This is a genomic window from Tundrisphaera macrotermitis (genome assembly GCF_051175315.1).
GTDB lineage: Bacteria > Planctomycetota > Planctomycetia > Isosphaerales > Isosphaeraceae > Tundrisphaera.
On the sequence record NZ_CP195100.1, the window covers coordinates 4,129,279 to 4,144,644 of the forward strand.

Sequence of the window (15,366 nt, forward strand, 5' to 3'; positions counted from 1 at the left end):
ATTGAACAACAATAATCATTCCGTGGCCCCCGCCTTCGAGAGCCCGTCGTCCGAGCCTTCGCGTCAACATGGGGTTACCACGCTTCAAGCTCTGGACGCTCTGCCTCGCCGTCGCGGCATCCGCCGTGGCGGTGAAGCTGGCCCTGATGGTGAACTCGGTGCGCGACCTCCGGATGCTCGCCTATCCGATCCTGTTCGTTGGCGCGCGAATCGGGATCAGTCTGGACCGACGCCGGGGAGGGGATGGGACGGTGGGCGGTGTCATCGCGGGCGTCATCTCGGGCGCCGCGATCGCCGCGATCCTCAACATCGACAGAGTTCGGGCGACGGGGAGATTCGACTGGTCCGAGATCGCCCATGAAACGATATTCTACGTCGTTATCCTACCGTTCGGCATCTGGGCGATGGGGCCGCCCCGCTCGCCCGATGAGGCCAGCTCGTGCCAGGATGATGGCCCGCCCAAAACGATTCAGGACGATCGGGCTCCGATCAACGGGTCAACACCGGGCGGTGGGGATACGGCCGGATCGATGGCGGAGGATTCGACTGAAGGCTCCACCCCGGGAAACCTGGCAGGCTAGCCTCCCGGGGCACACCAGGATCGGCCCCGAGGGGCGAGGCCGCGCCCTTGCGGCGGGGCTTCGCCCGGTTTACGCTTGGAACCCCCCGATGATTCGTCCCCCTGCCTCGGAAAGGCGTGCCCGCGTTGGCCCGGTCGGACTGGAAATCGCGAGCCAAGATCGCGCTGAAGCTGGTCCTGACGGGCCTGGTGTTCTGGTTCGCCGGACGGCACATCGCCCGGACCTGGCACGACCTCCGCGCCCGGGGGGAGGCCCCGCGCATCGACGCGGCCTGGGCCGCCCTGGCGGTCGCGCTCTATGTCGCGGGGCTGGCGGCCTTCGGGGCGTACTTCTGGAGGGTGGTCCATGCCTCGGCCTCGCCGGTGGGGGCCTGGGCGGCGATCCGGGCGTACCTGATCAGCCACCTGGGCAAGTACGTCCCGGGCAAGGCGATGGTCGTGGTGATGCGGGTCGGCCTGGTGGTCCCGTACGGGGCCCGGCCGGCGACGGCGGCGTTCGCCACGCTCTATGAGACCCTGGTGATGATGGCCGCGGGCGGATTCATGGCGGCGGTCGGGTTCGCGACGGCGCCCTCGACCCGGGCCGTCGTCGACCTGCCGATCGGCCGGGGCTCGACCCTGGCGGTCCCCCAATCCGTGCTGGGCCTAGGGCTGGGCCTGGCGTTCCTGGCGGTGACGTGGCCGGCGATCTTCCCGAGGCTGGCGGGGCTGGCTCGCCAGGCCCTGCGCGGGGTCGGGCCCGACGCCTTGCCCCGGTTGTCGTATCGGCTGATGTTCGAGGGGATGGCCTGGGCCTTCCTGGGCTGGACGCTGCTGGGGCTGAGCCAGGTGGCGGTGATTCGGGCGGTGTTGCCGGGGGGGATCGCGGTCGGGGCGTGGCCCCTGGCGATCGCCAGCGTGGCCCTGGCGACCGTGGCCGGTTTCGCGGTACCGATCGCGCCCGGGGGGCTGGGGGTCCGCGAGTGGGTCCTCTGGACGGCCCTGGCCGCCACGTTGGACAGTGATATGGCGGTGGTCTCGGCGCTGGTGCTGCGGCTGGCGTGGGTGGCCGGCGAGGTCGCCGCCGCCGGGGTCTCGTTGATGATCCGGCCCGCCGCGCCGGCCGGGGGGTTGGAGCCATCATGATCAGCATCGTCGTCCCGCTCCACAACGAGGCCGACAGCCTCGTCGCCCTCCACGGCGAACTGGCCGGCGTGGTCGCGTCGGCCAATCTCGGCGATGCCGAGTTCGTGTTCGTGGACGACGGCAGCCGCGACGATTCGTGGCGGAAGATCGAGGAACTGGCCCGGATCGACCCCCGGGTCCGCGGCATCAGGTTCCGCCGCAACTTCGGCAAGGCGGCGGCGCTGACGGCGGGGTTCGCCTCGGTGCGGGGCGAGACCGTCTTCACCCTCGACGGCGACCTCCAGGACGACCCGGCCGAGATCCCCCGGTTCCTGGCCAAGATGGCCGAGGGGTTCGACGTGGTCAGCGGCTGGAAGAAGCGGCGGCACGACCCCTGGCACAAGGTCGGGCCGAGCCGGGTCTTCAATCGCCTGGTCAGCTCGCTGACCGGGTGCCGGCTCCACGACCACAACTGCGGGTTCAAGGGGTATCGCCGCGAGGTGCTCGATGAGGTGGTCCTCTATGGCGAGCTGCACCGGTTCGTCCCGGTCCTGGCGTATGCTCGGGGGTTCCGGGTCTCGGAGGTGGTGGTCAACCATCGGGCCCGCCAGTTCGGCCGGTCGAAGTACGGGTTCAACCGCTTCCTGAAGGGGCTGCTGGACCTGGTGACCGTCCAGTTCCTGTCGCGGTTCGGCCAGCGTCCGCTGCACATCCTGGGCGGGACGGGGCTGGCGTCGTTCGCGATCGGCGTGGTGGGGCTGATCTACCTGGCCGTGCTCTGGGTGCTCGACTACCGGCCGATCGGCGAACGGCCCCTCCTGATCTACTCGGCGGTGTTCGTCCTGGCCGGGGTCCAGCTGGCCTGCTTCGGCATCCTGGCCGAGCTGATGATCTCGCTCAACATCCAGACGGCCGCCACCTACAGCGTCGCCGAGCGTTTGGAACCCTCCTCCCCCTCCGAGGATCCCCGATGACCGACCCCGTCCCCGTCCCCGTCGCCGAGCGATCGCAGGCCCGGCGGTTCGTGGCCCTGATCGTGATCGGCGCCGCCACCGCGCAGGTGCTCGGCCTCACGCTCCGGATGCCGACCCAGCTCACCGCCAACGACATCTCCCGCTGGTGCACCGTCTGGTCGCTCCTGGAGCGCGGGACCTACGCCATCGACGACTGCCCCTGGCAGGCCAACACCCAGGACAAGGTCCGTCGCGAGGTCGGGGTCGAAGCTGCGGGGAAAGAGGGCGAAGCCTCGAAGCCCGTCTTCCACGTCTATTCCAGCAAGCCGCCGCTGCTGCCCACCGTGATCGCCGGCATCCTCTACCCGTTCCGGGCGGCCACGGGCGTGCCCCTGGACAAGGTCGTCGATCAGGTGCGGGTCGGGCGGAACGTCGAGAAGCCGCTGAAGGACAACCCGAACAAGACCGAGTTCGTCCGCGAGGTCGGCCCGCCCGTCCCCTGGCCGGCCTACGTGTTCTACTTCAAGCCGATCGTGGTCCTGTTCAACGTCGTCCCGTTCGCCCTGTTCCTGGTCTACTACGCCCGCCTGCTGGACCGGTTCGCGGCCAACGACTGGGCGTGGTTCCTGAGCCTGTTCGCCGCCGCGTTCGGCAACCTGCTGGTGGTGTTCAACACCACCCTGAACAACCACACGATCGCCGCCTATGCTGCCTTCTTCGCGATCCTGCCCCTGGCCCGGATCTGGGACGAGGACGGCGGACGGCCCGTCGACTACGCGTTGGCCGGGTTCTTCGGGGCCCTCTGCGCCGTCAATGAACTCCCCTCGGCGCTCTTCGGGGTGCTCCTGTTCGCGCTCCTGGCGATCCGCTCGCCGATGCTGTCGCTGAAGTTCTTCACGCCCGCCGCGCTGATCCCGATCGTGGCCCACCTGGCGACCCAGTACCTGGCCCTGGGGACGTTCCGGCCCGCCTACGAGGACTGGGGCACGGCCGCCTACAACTACGAGGGGAGCTACTGGAACGACCCCCTGGAATTCGACTGGTTCACCAAGCATCCGGAATCCAAGGCGCTCTACCTGTTCCACATGACCCTGGGGCACCACGGCGTCTTCTCGCTGACGCCGATCTTCGCGTTCGCGTTCATCGCGGGCATCCGCAACGCCTTCGGGAAGGGACGACCGCTCCGGGTCGTGTCGGCCGTCACGGTGTTCCTGACCGTGGCCATGCTGGCGTTCTACACCTGGAATCCCAAGGCCCGGAACTACGGCGGGTCGACCCAGGGGCTGCGCTGGCTGTTCTGGCTGATCCCGTTCTGGCTGGTGACGCTGCCCACCGGACTGGCCGAGGGGCAGGAACGTGCGTGGCCGCGCCGGCTTTCGCTGGCGGCGCTGAGTTTCTCCGTCCTGTCGGTCGGCTACGCCATGAGGTCGCCGTGGAGCCACCCCTGGATCCTCGACCTGCTGGAACACCTCGACCTGTATCACCTGGTCCGCTGAACTCCACGGGCCCGGCCCGCGAGATCGCTCGGGACGCCGGGCGACCATGAATTGAGCACCCGATTGCGCGCCGGGATCATCGCCGAGACGTGGGATGATCCCGGCTCGCCTCGACGGATCTTCACCCCGCCTGCCATGGAATCGATGAGGAATGCCCCGCTCGCCTCGAAGTGGCGGGTATTACGCGTCATGACGTGCAGGCCGTGCCGGAGTGCGGTTGCCGCCAGGAGGCCATCGGATGATGGGATGATCACCCCGGCTTTTTGCGCCCTGGCGGTCATCTCTCCCCAGATACGGGAAGTCTCGACGTCGATCGATAGGATACGATCCGAGTACTGGAGCTCGAGCTTGACAAGCCAGTTGGCGAGAGCCGTCTTCCTCTCGCACGGGGCGAGCAGGGCGATCCCCTTGACGATCTCGCCGACCGTCAGGACGCTCAGGAACAGGTCCGGCGATGGGATGTTTCGGACCGCATCGATCACCCCCGGATGGCCGCCGGGCTTGACCAATTCGGCGAGGATATTGGTATCGAGCAAGACTTTCACAAGGGCACGTCCCGGCCTGGCGACCGATCCCGCGAGAGATCCAGCTCATCCAGGCCGATGCCCTCCAACAGAAACTCCTTGAAGTCGGTCGCCCGTCCCGTGAGTTCGATGTATTGCTGGCCGGTCATCAGGACGAAGGTGTCGTCTCGCCTGGTGATCGTCTGAGGGCCCTCCGTGAGGGCCAGATCGACGAGTTCGACAAGCCGATCCTTCGCCTCGGCGAGGTTCCATGTCATGATTGTCTCCTGCGCTGGCCTACCCTTCTAGCCACGTTGCCACACGGGGCCGACTCTCGCAAGATCGAGCCGACGACCCACGCCGCGCAAGGCCACGGGCGAGGAAGGGCGTTTGCCCCTCCCCGCCCGTGGTCGAGTTTTCGGAAATCGGCGTGCTGGGGATCTCAGAGCGCCGGCTTCCCCTGGACGGCCCGGACGATCGCGATCAGGATGCAGGAGCCGAGGAAGGCCACGAACGTGGTCCCCCAGAAGCCCACCACGCCCGTGTCGAAGAAGCCGACCACGAAACCGCCGATCATGGCTCCGACGAGCCCGACGACGATGTCGCCGAGGAGGCCGAACCCGCCGCCCTTCATCACCGTCCCGGCCAGGAAGCCGGAGATCAGTCCGACGACGAGCCAGGCGACGATGTTGCCCGGTGCCAAAGCGATGTCGGAAAGGAGGAAGGGCATGATCGCGTCTCCGGGTCACAGGTTATATTCAATACGTCCGACGAGCGGCCGTGAACCGGCCCGATCCCGTCTCGTCGTCCGTCGGTTACGCCTGGACCTCCAACGCAAAGCCGGGACCAAGAGCCCAGGAATTTTCCGATCCGGCCCCCCGCCGGCTCAGGGCCAGGCGAACCGGCCGTCCGCGCCGGGGGGCAGGGGGGTGACAGAGACCACCGCCGACGGGTCGAGCGGGCCGTACAAATGGGGGAACCAGGCCCGTCGCGGGGCGGCATATTCCCAGACGATCGGGACGCAGACCCGGGCCGGGTCGATCTGGAGGGCGAGCAGGTCGGTCCGTCCCCGGTAGTACCGGTTGGCCGACTCGGCGAGCTCCCCGGCCACCGACGCGTGGATGAACCCCTCGGCGGCCAGCGACCCCGGCGCATACGGGACGCCGAGGTCAACGGCCCGCTTCCAGTCCTCGCGGGGGGCCAGGTGCCAGATTGGCCCGTCCGTATTGTGCCGCGGAGCCGCGAACGCCCCCCGGGCCGCCGCGATGAACGACCGGACCAGATCGGCGTCGATGGCCCCATCCCGGGCCAGGGCCGACCCGGCGTGCACCTCGGTCAGCCCGGAGGCCACCAGGGGGACGAGGTCCGGCTCCGCGACCCGCCCCCCGGCCAGGATCGCAATCCGCCCGGAGGCGTGCCGCACCAGGTCGGCCAGGGTGGCCATCCCCAGCCGGGCGGTCGGGGCCGCGCCCGAGGTCAGCACGCGGTCGATCCCCAGGCCGATCAATGTGTCCAGCCCGGCGATGGGGTCGACCAGGAGGTCGAACGCCTTGTGGAACGTCACCGACATCGGCCGGGCCAGTTCGGCCAGCCGGCCGACGGCGTCGCGGTCGATCTCGCCCCGGGCATCGAGCACCCCCAGGACGACCCCCGCCGCCCCCCGCTCCCGGGCGGCCCGGATGTCGTGCCGCATCGCCTCGACCTCGTCCGGCCCGTGGTGGAAGTCGCCGCCCCGGGGGCGGATCAGGACCTGGACCGGGATCGCCAGGCGCTCGCAGGCGACGGCGATCGCCCCCACACCGGGCGTGACCCCGCCCACGGCCAGGTTCTCGCACAGTTCAACCCGGTCGGCCCCGCCCGCGCCGGCCGCGAGGGCGGAGGCGATCCCCTCGGCGCAGGCCTCGACGACGATGCCGGCGCCCTTCGATGCGTGGTCAGACATCGCCCAGCTCCTCCTCGGCCCGGGCGACCTCGGCCCTCAGGGCGTCGTCGTCGATGCGGAGGCATTCGAGCGGGGAGATCGGCCCCTCGACCAGCGTGAGCAACTCGGCCGTGCCCGACCGGAGGCCGAGCGCCCGCGATCGCTTCTCTAGGGCGCGGGCTACGATCTCGTCGAGGCCGAAGGCGGTCGATGCGGAGGCGATGGCGCGGGCGATCTCGGCCCAGCGAGTCGCGGAGATCGGGTCGCGGCCGTCCAGGCGGGCGGCCTCGGCCACCCGCAGCAGGGCTTCGGCCAGGAGGTCGCACCCCTTCTCCTGGGATCGGGTCGGCTTGGTGGCCATGGACGTGGCGGGCTCCCTACTCGAACCGGAGGTGCTTGACCGACTCGCCCGAGCTGCGCAGCTCGACCAGGGCATCGATGCCGATCGCCAGGTGGGTCCGGACGAACTGCTCGGTCACGCCCTGATCGCTGCGCGAGGTCTTCACCCCGTCGGGGCTCATCGGGTTGTCGGAGACCAGCAGCAGGGCCCCCTTGGGGATGTGGTTCACGAACCCGACCACGAAGATGGTGGCCGTCTCCATGTCGATCCCCAGGGCGCGGCTGCGGGTCAGGTAGTTCTTGAACTCGTTGTCGTGCTCCCAGACCCGGCGGTTGGTCGTGTAGATCGTCCCGGTCCAGTAGTCGAGCTCGTGGCGGATGATCGCCTCGGAGACGGACCGCTGGAGCCGGAACGAGGGGAGGGCGGGGATCTCCGGCGGGAGGTAGTCGTTGCTGGTCCCCTCCCCCCGGATCGCCGCGATCGGCAGGATCAGGTCGCCGAGTTTGGCCTTCTTCAGCCCGCCGCACTTGCCCAGGAACAGGACCGCCTTGGGCTCGACCGCCGAGAGCAGGTCCATCACCGTGGCCGCCATCGGGCTGCCCATGCCGAAGTTGATGATCGTGATCCCGTCGGCGGTGGCCGACGGCATCGGCCGGTCGCGGCCGACCACGGGCACGCCGAACCGCTCCGCGAACAGGTCGACGTACAGGCCGAAGTTGGTCAGCAGGACGTAGGGCCCGAACCCCTCCAGGGGGCGGCCGGTGTAGCGGGGCAGCCAGTCGCGGACGATCTCGGCCTTGGTGTTCACGGCGAGGCGATCCCCCGGCATCAGCCCCGGATCTGCGAGACCACGGCGCGGACGTCATCGCTGTCGGCGGGCTGGCCGGCCAGCGCCTTCATGGCGATGCCGATGGCCATCCCCTCCTTCGGGGCGGCCTTGATCGCGTCGGCCACGTCGGCCAGGATCGCGGCCACCGCGTCGCGGTCCAGCGACGCCGGGACCCACTCGTTGATGACGGCGAGTTCCTCGGGGCTCCAGGTGGTCTGGCCCGATTTGGCCTCCTTGAGCACGCCCCGCATCTTCTTGAGGGCCTCGGCGTCGGGCACCTCGGCGCCGGCGCCCGTGGTGAGCTGGGCGATCCAGTAGCGGAGGACGCTGGTCCTCACGGCGTCGCGGGCCTTCATCGACTCCGGCAACGCGGCCCTCATCTTCTGCGCGATGGTCACGGTCACAAGCTCCCTGGGCGACGGTCGGTCCGGACCTGGGTACACCCCGGCCGGACAGGCGTCGCCCGCGCCGGGTTCGGCCGCGGGCGACGCCGTCGCATCATATCGCGCCGGGCCGCCGATGGCGCGGGGCTCAGGCCCGGTCGATCTGGAACTCGCATTCGTGGACCGAGCCGCCATCGACCCGGGCCGAGCCGACGAACCGGACCAGGCGCACCCATCGATCGCCCCTCTGGTCGATCTGGAAGCTGGCGTCCAGGTGGGCCGGCTCGACGAACCAGCCCGACACGACTTCGGGCCGGTCGTGCTTGCTGGTCACGATCAGGTAGGTGTGGCCGTCGGTCTGGTCCTGGATGCCGGGGGTGTTCTTGTTGAGCAGCCAGAGCCCCAGCACGCCCTCGGGCGGGTCGACGGGGGCCCGGTCCAGGGCGGGGGGCTCCTCGTCGCCGAAGGGGTTGTCGCCGGCCATCACCCCGGGCGTGGCGGGGTCGGCGTAGGCGTGCCAGGCGTATCCCTTGATGATCGGCGCGGCGCCGACGGTCGAGCGGTCCATGATGTCGTCCTCGTTCCGGTGTGGGGGTTCCGCGGCCGTCCCCGGGCTCAAAGGCCCGTGGGCATCGTTTCCGGCGTCTCGCTCGTCAATTCCGATGCCAAATCCAGGGGTTCGAGGGGCAGCGTCCGATCGATGTGGATCACCGCGTCGAATTGCTCGGCCAGCCGGGCGCGGAAGTAGTGGCTGCGCCGCTCGGTCTGCGGGCGATAGATCACGCCGATGGCCCGTTCGAGCAGCGGCCCGCGCACGGCCCGGGCCGCCTCCTCGTCGCGGAGGTCGAGCAGGAACCGGGGCACCCCGACGGCGTGGAACAGTTGCTCGTAGCTCCCCGCCAGGCCGGGCCGGACCGCCATCCGCCGCGCCGGCTCGTCCCAGTCGGCGGCGGCCGTCACCGTGCCGTCGTAGGTCGTGAAGCCGACGAGCACCGCGTCGCGAGGGCGTGCCCGCCGGACCAGTTGCCCGACGTTCAACTCTCCCCCTTCGCCCATCTCAGTGGCGCGGGCGTCGCCCAGGTGGGAGTTGTGGGCCCAGACGACCACCTTGGTCCGCGCCCCGTGGCGGTCCAGGTGGGCGACCAGTTCCTCCAACGTCTCGGCCATGTGGGTGTCGCGCAGGTTCCAGGACGAGGCCCGGCCCCGGAACATCGAGCGGTAGTATTCCTCGGCATTCCGGGCGAGCCGGGCGTTCTGCTCGGCATGGAAGTACTCGTCCTCGGCGACCTGGCCGTCTCGGGTGGCATAGTCCGCCGCGCGACGTTGGAGGGCGAGGAGTTGCCCGACGACCGCATCCTCGCACGACCGGCCGAGCCCGAACGAGGCGGCCTGGCCGTAGGCCTGCGGGTCCTCGCCGAAGCGTTCGAAGCAGGAGTAGCGGCGGATGGCCTGGCGGGCGGCCTCGGGGTCCACCCGGGTGAGGTAGCCGATCACCGCCTCCATCGAGGCGCGGAGGCTGTACAGGTCCATGCCGTAGAATCCGGCCTTGGCCGCGCCCGGGGGCGTCCGTTCGTTGTGCCCGCGGAGCCATTCGACGAAGTCGAGCACGACCTCGTTGCGCCACATCCAGCGGGGAAATCGGATGAAGTCGCCCAGGGACTCCCGCGCCGAGCCGTCCCCGCCGGCGCCCCGCACATAGCGGTTCACGCGGTAGGCGTCCGGCCAGTCGGCCTCCACGGCGACCGCCGTGAAGCCCTTCTCGACGATCAGGCGACGGGTGATCGCGGCGCGTTCGGCGTAGAACTCGTGCGTCCCGTGCGACGCCTCGCCGATCAGGACGAAGCGGGCGTCGCCGATCCGTTCGAGCAGGGGGTCGTAATCGCCCGGGGAGCCGGTCAGGGGGCGGGCCAGCCGGCCCAGCGCCTCGATGATCCCCCGGGCCCCGATCTCATCGTTCATGGCGTGCCCCTCCCCGTCTCCGATCGGTCCTCGCCCCATCGATCCATCGAAGTTCGCCTGGCAATTCTCGGGCCGGCCCGGGGGGATGGTGGGTCCTTGTCGCCCGCGGCGTGAGGGCGTTTAATAACGATCCGAGCGTCCGACCCCGACCCCACCGCCCGATAATCAGCGCGTCGCCCAGCCCGGCGACGATCGGAGCCGATGCCATGATCCGCCCAGGTTGGTCCCCGATCGTCGCGGCCTTGATCTCGGTGGGATGGGCCGGCGTCGTTCCTGCGGCACAAACCCATCAGGCCGACGTCGTGGTGTATGGCGGCTCCGCCGGGGGGGTGATCGCCGCCGTGGCCGCCGCCCGCGAGGGGAAGTCGGCGATCCTGGTCGAGCCGGGCCGCCACGTCGGCGGGATGGTCTCCGGAGGCCTGGGGGCCACCGACCACGGCAACCGCCGGGCGATCGGCGGCATCTCCCGCGAGTTCTTCCGCCGGGTCCACGAGCATTACGTCGCCAAATACGGCGCCGATTCGCCGCAGGCCAAGGACAGCTCCGACGGCTTCCGCTTCGAGCCCCGCGTCGCGCTCGGCCTGTTCCGGGAGATGCTGGCCGAGGCGAAAATTTCGGTCGTCACCGAGGCCGGCGGGCTCGCCTCCGTGACCATGGACGGCAAGCGGATCGCCTCGATCCGCACCGCCAACGGCGACACTTTCTCGGCCCCGGTCTTCATCGACGCCAGCTACGAGGGGGACGTGATGGCCCGGGCCGGCGTGAAGTACCACGTCGGCCGCGAGGGGAAGGCCGAGTATGGCGAGACGCTGGCCGGGGTCCAGGCCCGGAGCGCGGCCCACCAGTTCTCCGTGCCCGTGCCCGCCCGGAGGGCCGACGGCAAGCCGTTGCCGACCGTCCAGGCCGAGCCCCCCGGCGCCCCGGGCGAGGGGGACCGAAAGGTCCAGGCGTACAACTACCGGCTCTGCATGACCGACCGCGCCGACAACCGGGTCCCATTTCCCAAACCTGCCGGCTACGACCCATCCCGGTTCGAACTCCTGGCCCGCTACCTCGCCCTGAAACCCGGCCTGACGCCGGAACAGGTCCTCAGCCTGGTCCGCATCCCCAACGGCAAGACCGACACCAACAACAACGGGGCGATCTCGACCGACCACATCGGCGCCAACTGGGATTACCCCGACGCCGACGACGCCGCCCGCCGCGCGATCATCGCCGACCACATCGCCTACACCCAGGGGCTCCTTTACTTCCTGGCCAACGATGAGCGGGTGCCCAAGCCCTTGCACGACCAGATGGCCCGCTGGGGCCTGGCCGCCGACGAGTTCGTCGACACCGACCACTGGCCGCACCAGCTCTACGTCCGCGAGGCCCGGCGGATGATCGGCGTCTACGTGATGACCCAGGCCGACATCATGGAGGAGCGGACCAAGCTCGATGCCGTCGGGCTCGGCTCGTACAACACGGACTCGCACCACGTCCAGCGGTTCATCCAGCCCGACGGCACGGCCTTCAACGAGGGGGACTTCCAGGTCCGCGTCAGCCCTTATGCGATCCCCTATCGCAGCCTGCTCCCGAAGCCCGACGAGTGCGCCAACCTGCTGGTGCCGGTCTGCCTGTCGGCGTCGCACGTCGCCTACGGGACGATCCGGATGGAGCCGGTCTACATGATCGTGGGCCAGGCGTGCGGCGTGGCCGCATCGCTGGCGGTCGACGGCAAGGTCCCGGTCCAGGGCGTGCCGGTCGACACGCTCGTCGCCAAGCTCAAGGCGCAGGGGGCGGTCCTGTCCCCCGAGAACTTCCCGGTGTCCCCGCCCCGGGCCGGCAACATCGACGCCACCAAGCTGCCGGGTGTCGTCGTGGACGATGCCCGCGCCACCCTGACCGGCGGATGGCGCCCCTCGACCTCGAATACCCCGTATGTGGGCGAAGGCTACGTCCACGACGGCAAGGCCGCCGACCCCGGGACGAAGATCCGGTTCACGCCGAACCTGCCCGCGGCCGGCGAGTACGAGGTCCGGCTCTTCTTCCCGCCCGACGGCAATCGCGCCACCAACGCGACGGTCGTGATCCACTCCGAGGGGAAGGACCACGCTCGGACCGTCAACCAGAGGAGTCCGGCGAAGGGGGCCACGCCGGTCTCGCTCGGCGTGTTCGAGTTCGCCAAGGGGGAGGCCGGCTGGGTCGAGATCCGCTCCGGGGGGGCCGACGGCTACGTCGTCGCCGACGCGGTCCAGTTCCTCCCGGCGCCATGAGCATCCACCCCGGGCGGCAGGCCCGGCTCAACGCGTTCCGCTACAGGCCCGAGGAGATCGCCGCCCGGGTCGGCGGGATCCGCCGGGCGGTGCTCTCGACTTCGAAGCACATCAACGTCGGCAACTTCGCGGCGATCGGCCGCGACGACCTCGAAACCCTGTACGTCCTCTACGACTCGGCGTTCTTCAACGGCCTGCTGGCGGACTGGCTTGCGGAGGACCGCGCCGGGACGCTCGGCTTCCGCGTCTCGTCGCGGATGACCCGGGCCGGCGGCAAGACGATCCGCACCCGGGCCCGGCCCACCCGCAAGGCCCCCGCGCCCCCGGCCGAGTACGAGATCGCCGTCTCGTCGACGCTCCTGTTCCAGACCTTCGGCGACGTCGCCCGGCCCGTGGAGGTCGTCGGACTCGCATGCCGCGACCGCCTCGACGCCCTCCAGCGGATCTTCGAACACGAGCTGATCCACCTCGCCGAGTTCCTGGCCCTCGGCACGTCGAGCTGTTCCGCCGAGCCGTTCCAGGCCGTCGCCCGGTCGATGTTCGGCCACCTCAAGGCGGTCCACGACCTCGTCACCCCGCGCGAGCTGGCCGCGACCACCCACGACCTCGGCGTCGGCCACCTCGTTTCGTTCGACCACGACGGCCTCCGCCGCATCGGCCGGATCAACCGCATCACCCGCCGCGCCACGGTCCTCGTCGAATCCCCCAACGGCCGCCTCTTCACCGACGGCCGCCGTTACGAGACGTATTACGTCCCGCTGGAGATGCTCCGGAAGGTCGAATGATCGGCCGACGCCCGCACGCCCGCCGGGTCGCGATCGCGCGTTCGACGGTTGAATTGCAATCGAGGTGGGTTTCTCTACAATGGGGCGAACCTGTTCCGGCTTGAATCCGCAGCGAATTTGAAAAGGCAGACACTCGTATGGGACGGATCTTCGAGAAACGCAAAGAGTCGATCTTCAAGACCGCCGCCCAGAAGTCGAAGCTCTTTTCCAAGTATGGCCGGCAGTTGTACATGGCCGCCAAGAACGGCGTGCCCGACCCGGATGCCAATCCGTCCCTGCGGGCCATCGTCGATCGGGCCAAGCGCGACAACGTCGCCAACCATGTGATCGAGAAGGCGATCGCCAAGGCGGCCGGCGCGGGGGGCGAGGACTTCCAGGCCGCTCGCTACGAGGGGTTCGGCCCCGGCGGCTCGCTGCTGATCGTCGATTGCCTGACCGACAACAACACGCGCACCATCTCCGACCTCCGCACCTGCTTCGGCAAGAACGGGTCCAAGCTGGCCGCCAACGGGTCGGTGGTGATGTCCTTCGATCACCTGGCCGTCCTCTCGTTCCCCGGGGACGACGAGGAGAAGGTGATCGAGGCCCTGTTCGCCGCCGACGTCGCCGTCGAGGAGGTGGAATCCGAGGGCGGCAGCGTGACGATCTTCGCCCCCCCCGCCGAGTTCTACAAGGCGCGGACGGCGTTGCTCGAAGCGTTCCCCAAGCTCGAATTCGAGACCCAGGAGATCCGGTTCCTCCCCCAGACCAGCAAGGTCCTCGAGGGGGACGAGCTGGCCTCGTTCGAGAAGCTGCTGGCGATGCTCAACGACCTGGACGACGTCCAGGAAGTCTATCACAACGTCACGACCGCCGGTTGAGTCGACGCGACGGATCGGATCGGGGGCCGGTCGTCACGGCCCCCGGGCGATCGCCGATCAGGCCAGGTGCCGGTCGGCCTCGGGCAGGAGGCGGGCGAAGTCGAGCTTGTTGGGGCAGGCGGCGCGGGCCGCTTCCAGGTCGGCGCCCGACCAGTCGCGGGCGGCGTCGTCCATCGCGGCGTACTGGCGGCGGGCCTCGGCGCGGATGCCGTGGTGTTCGTGGTAGGTGAGGAACCGGGTGAGGTTGCCCAGTTCCGCCCGGGTGCCGGCGGCCTCGGAGCAGCGGCCGTCGCAGTCGGCGCACAGTGTCGGGCCGAAGGCGAGGGCGGCGTCGCGCAGCTGGAGGATGTCGGCCGTCTTCATCGGCTCATAGCGGCGGGCGGCGTCGGAGTCCTCGCGGAGCTGGTCGGTGGTCTTGATCGACACGCACGACCCGCTGATCCGCTCGTCGGTCCAGATCGCGTGCAGGAGGCCCTGGTAGGGGGACAGCCCCTTCTCCTTGAGCACCGGCACCCGGCGCACGACCTCTTCCAGGACGTTGAGCTTGGGCTTCTCCGGGAACTGGCCGGCGACCTGCTTCATCGAGATCAGGCCGATGCCCGCCTTGTGGGCGGCGTCGATCGCCTTGTTCAGCGGCGAATCCTTGTCCAGCCACGGCGTGTACTGGAGCATGATCGCGTCGATGATCCCCCCCTCGGCCGCCGCCTGGATGATCGCGGCGCGGTCGCGGTGGTGGGTGGAGAAGCCGACGAACTTGACCTTGCCCGACTTCTTCAGGGCCTCGGCCGTCTCTTTCATCTCCTTGCCCCTGGCGAACTCGATCGAGTCGTCGAGGCTCTTCTCCTTGTCGCCCAGCCCGTGGATGAAGTAGAAGTCGAGGTAGTCCGTGCCCAGGGCGGCCAGGCGCTCGTCGACCTTCGTGAGCAGGTCCTTGGGCGAGTTGACCTCGTCCTTGGTGACCAGGACGATCTCCTTGCGGACCCCGGGCGATTGCTCGAACCAGGCCTTGAAGCCGGGCTCGGTGCCGTAGAGGTTGGCGGTGTCGAAGGTCCGGACGCCCGCGGCGTAGGACTGGCGGATCATCCGCCCGAGCGTCCCCCGCTCACGGAGGGCGCCGGAGCCCATCTCCAGCAGGGTGATCTCGACGCCGGTCTTGCCCAGCTTCCGCGTCGGCAGGATGGCCGGCTTCGCCGCCGGCTCCTGGGCGCCCGCGACCGGCCCCGCCCCCAGGGTGGTGGCGGCGGTGGCCAGCGCCCCCGCCTGGAGGAACGTGCGGCGGTCGGTGCCCTGGCTCTCGTCGTGCGACATCGAGTCTGACTCCTCGGCGGTTCATATTTCCCACGGGTCACCCCGTCCAGGGAGCATCGTAACCCGGACGCGTGCCGGTGGCCATCCGTG

The 15,366-nt window shown here is 69.7% G+C and carries 17 protein-coding genes; 7 read left to right on the forward strand and 10 right to left on the reverse strand.

Annotated elements, in window-relative coordinates:
• Positions 1–125: 125 nt before the first annotated feature.
• From TA3x_RS16645 to TA3x_RS16660, 4 genes are all read left to right on the forward strand, one after another.
• Positions 126–581 (forward strand): hypothetical protein, encoded by a 456-nt coding sequence (locus TA3x_RS16645; protein WP_435015777.1) that lies wholly within the window; start codon positions 126–128, stop codon positions 579–581.
• Between the two features lie 116 nt (positions 582–697).
• Complete coding sequence (locus tag TA3x_RS16650) at positions 698–1,705, forward strand: lysylphosphatidylglycerol synthase domain-containing protein (protein ID WP_435015778.1); 1,008 nt, start codon at positions 698–700, stop codon at positions 1,703–1,705.
• Positions 1,702–2,658 (forward strand): glycosyltransferase family 2 protein, encoded by a 957-nt coding sequence (locus TA3x_RS16655; protein ID WP_435015779.1) that lies wholly within the window; start codon positions 1,702–1,704, stop codon positions 2,656–2,658. Before TA3x_RS16650 ends, TA3x_RS16655 begins: the two co-directional genes overlap by 4 nt.
• On the forward strand, positions 2,655–4,133 hold the full coding sequence (locus TA3x_RS16660) for a hypothetical protein (protein ID WP_435015780.1): 1,479 nt from the start codon (positions 2,655–2,657) through the stop codon (positions 4,131–4,133). Before TA3x_RS16655 ends, TA3x_RS16660 begins: the two co-directional genes overlap by 4 nt.
• Here TA3x_RS16660 and TA3x_RS16665 read toward each other — a convergent pair.
• The 9 genes from TA3x_RS16665 to TA3x_RS16705 all read right to left on the reverse strand — a co-directional run bounded on the left by TA3x_RS16665 (position 4,118) and on the right by TA3x_RS16705 (position 10,068).
• Positions 4,118–4,678, reverse strand: coding sequence for a type II toxin-antitoxin system VapC family toxin (locus TA3x_RS16665; RefSeq protein ID WP_435015781.1), 561 nt, complete (start codon positions 4,676–4,678; stop codon positions 4,118–4,120). The genes TA3x_RS16660 and TA3x_RS16665 overlap by 16 nt on opposite strands.
• The gene (locus tag TA3x_RS16670) at positions 4,675–4,914 is read right to left on the reverse strand and encodes a hypothetical protein (RefSeq protein WP_435015782.1); all 240 of its coding nucleotides are present in this window, start codon (positions 4,912–4,914) and stop codon (positions 4,675–4,677) included. Before TA3x_RS16670 ends, TA3x_RS16665 begins: the two co-directional genes overlap by 4 nt.
• Before the next feature lie 164 nt (positions 4,915–5,078).
• A complete protein-coding gene (locus tag TA3x_RS16675) occupies positions 5,079–5,366 on the reverse strand; it encodes a GlsB/YeaQ/YmgE family stress response membrane protein (protein ID WP_435015783.1) in 288 nt (95 codons plus the stop codon).
• Positions 5,367–5,522: 156 nt separating this feature from the next.
• Complete coding sequence (locus tag TA3x_RS16680) at positions 5,523–6,578, reverse strand: copper homeostasis protein CutC (RefSeq protein ID WP_435015784.1); 1,056 nt, start codon at positions 6,576–6,578, stop codon at positions 5,523–5,525.
• Positions 6,571–6,918: a hypothetical protein gene (locus tag TA3x_RS16685; RefSeq protein WP_435015785.1), complete on the reverse strand. Its 348-nt coding sequence runs from the start codon at positions 6,916–6,918 to the stop codon at positions 6,571–6,573. Before TA3x_RS16685 ends, TA3x_RS16680 begins: the two co-directional genes overlap by 8 nt.
• A gap of 16 nt (positions 6,919–6,934) precedes the next feature.
• Positions 6,935–7,705: an AMP nucleosidase gene (locus tag TA3x_RS16690; RefSeq protein WP_435015786.1), complete on the reverse strand. Its 771-nt coding sequence runs from the start codon at positions 7,703–7,705 to the stop codon at positions 6,935–6,937.
• Between the two features lie 20 nt (positions 7,706–7,725).
• On the reverse strand, positions 7,726–8,124 hold the full coding sequence (locus TA3x_RS16695; RefSeq protein ID WP_435015787.1) for a GatB/YqeY domain-containing protein: 399 nt from the start codon (positions 8,122–8,124) through the stop codon (positions 7,726–7,728).
• A 133-nt stretch (positions 8,125–8,257) separates the two neighbouring features.
• Positions 8,258–8,677 (reverse strand): hypothetical protein, encoded by a 420-nt coding sequence (locus TA3x_RS16700; protein ID WP_435015788.1) that lies wholly within the window; start codon positions 8,675–8,677, stop codon positions 8,258–8,260.
• 47 nt (positions 8,678–8,724) lie between these two features.
• Entirely contained in the window at positions 8,725–10,068 is a 1,344-nt protein-coding gene (locus tag TA3x_RS16705; RefSeq protein WP_435015789.1) for an erythromycin esterase family protein, read from the reverse strand.
• Between the two features lie 206 nt (positions 10,069–10,274).
• On the opposite strand from TA3x_RS16705, the gene TA3x_RS16710 reads away from it, so the two are divergent.
• The 3 genes from TA3x_RS16710 to TA3x_RS16720 all read left to right on the forward strand — a co-directional run bounded on the left by TA3x_RS16710 (position 10,275) and on the right by TA3x_RS16720 (position 13,968).
• Complete coding sequence (locus TA3x_RS16710) at positions 10,275–12,323, forward strand: FAD-dependent oxidoreductase (protein WP_435015790.1); 2,049 nt, start codon at positions 10,275–10,277, stop codon at positions 12,321–12,323.
• The gene (locus tag TA3x_RS16715) at positions 12,320–13,108 is read left to right on the forward strand and encodes a SprT-like family protein (protein WP_435015791.1); all 789 of its coding nucleotides are present in this window, start codon (positions 12,320–12,322) and stop codon (positions 13,106–13,108) included. The genes TA3x_RS16710 and TA3x_RS16715 overlap by 4 nt, the downstream gene beginning before the upstream one ends.
• Before the next feature lie 137 nt (positions 13,109–13,245).
• Positions 13,246–13,968 carry a YebC/PmpR family DNA-binding transcriptional regulator gene (locus TA3x_RS16720; RefSeq protein ID WP_435015792.1) on the forward strand — a complete coding sequence of 241 codons (723 nt, stop codon included), beginning with the start codon at positions 13,246–13,248 and terminating at the stop codon, positions 13,966–13,968.
• A gap of 57 nt (positions 13,969–14,025) precedes the next feature.
• Here the strand turns inward: TA3x_RS16720 and TA3x_RS16725 are convergent, their stop codons facing one another.
• Positions 14,026–15,276: an aldo/keto reductase gene (locus tag TA3x_RS16725; RefSeq protein WP_435015793.1), complete on the reverse strand. Its 1,251-nt coding sequence runs from the start codon at positions 15,274–15,276 to the stop codon at positions 14,026–14,028.
• Positions 15,277–15,366 lie beyond the last annotated feature (90 nt).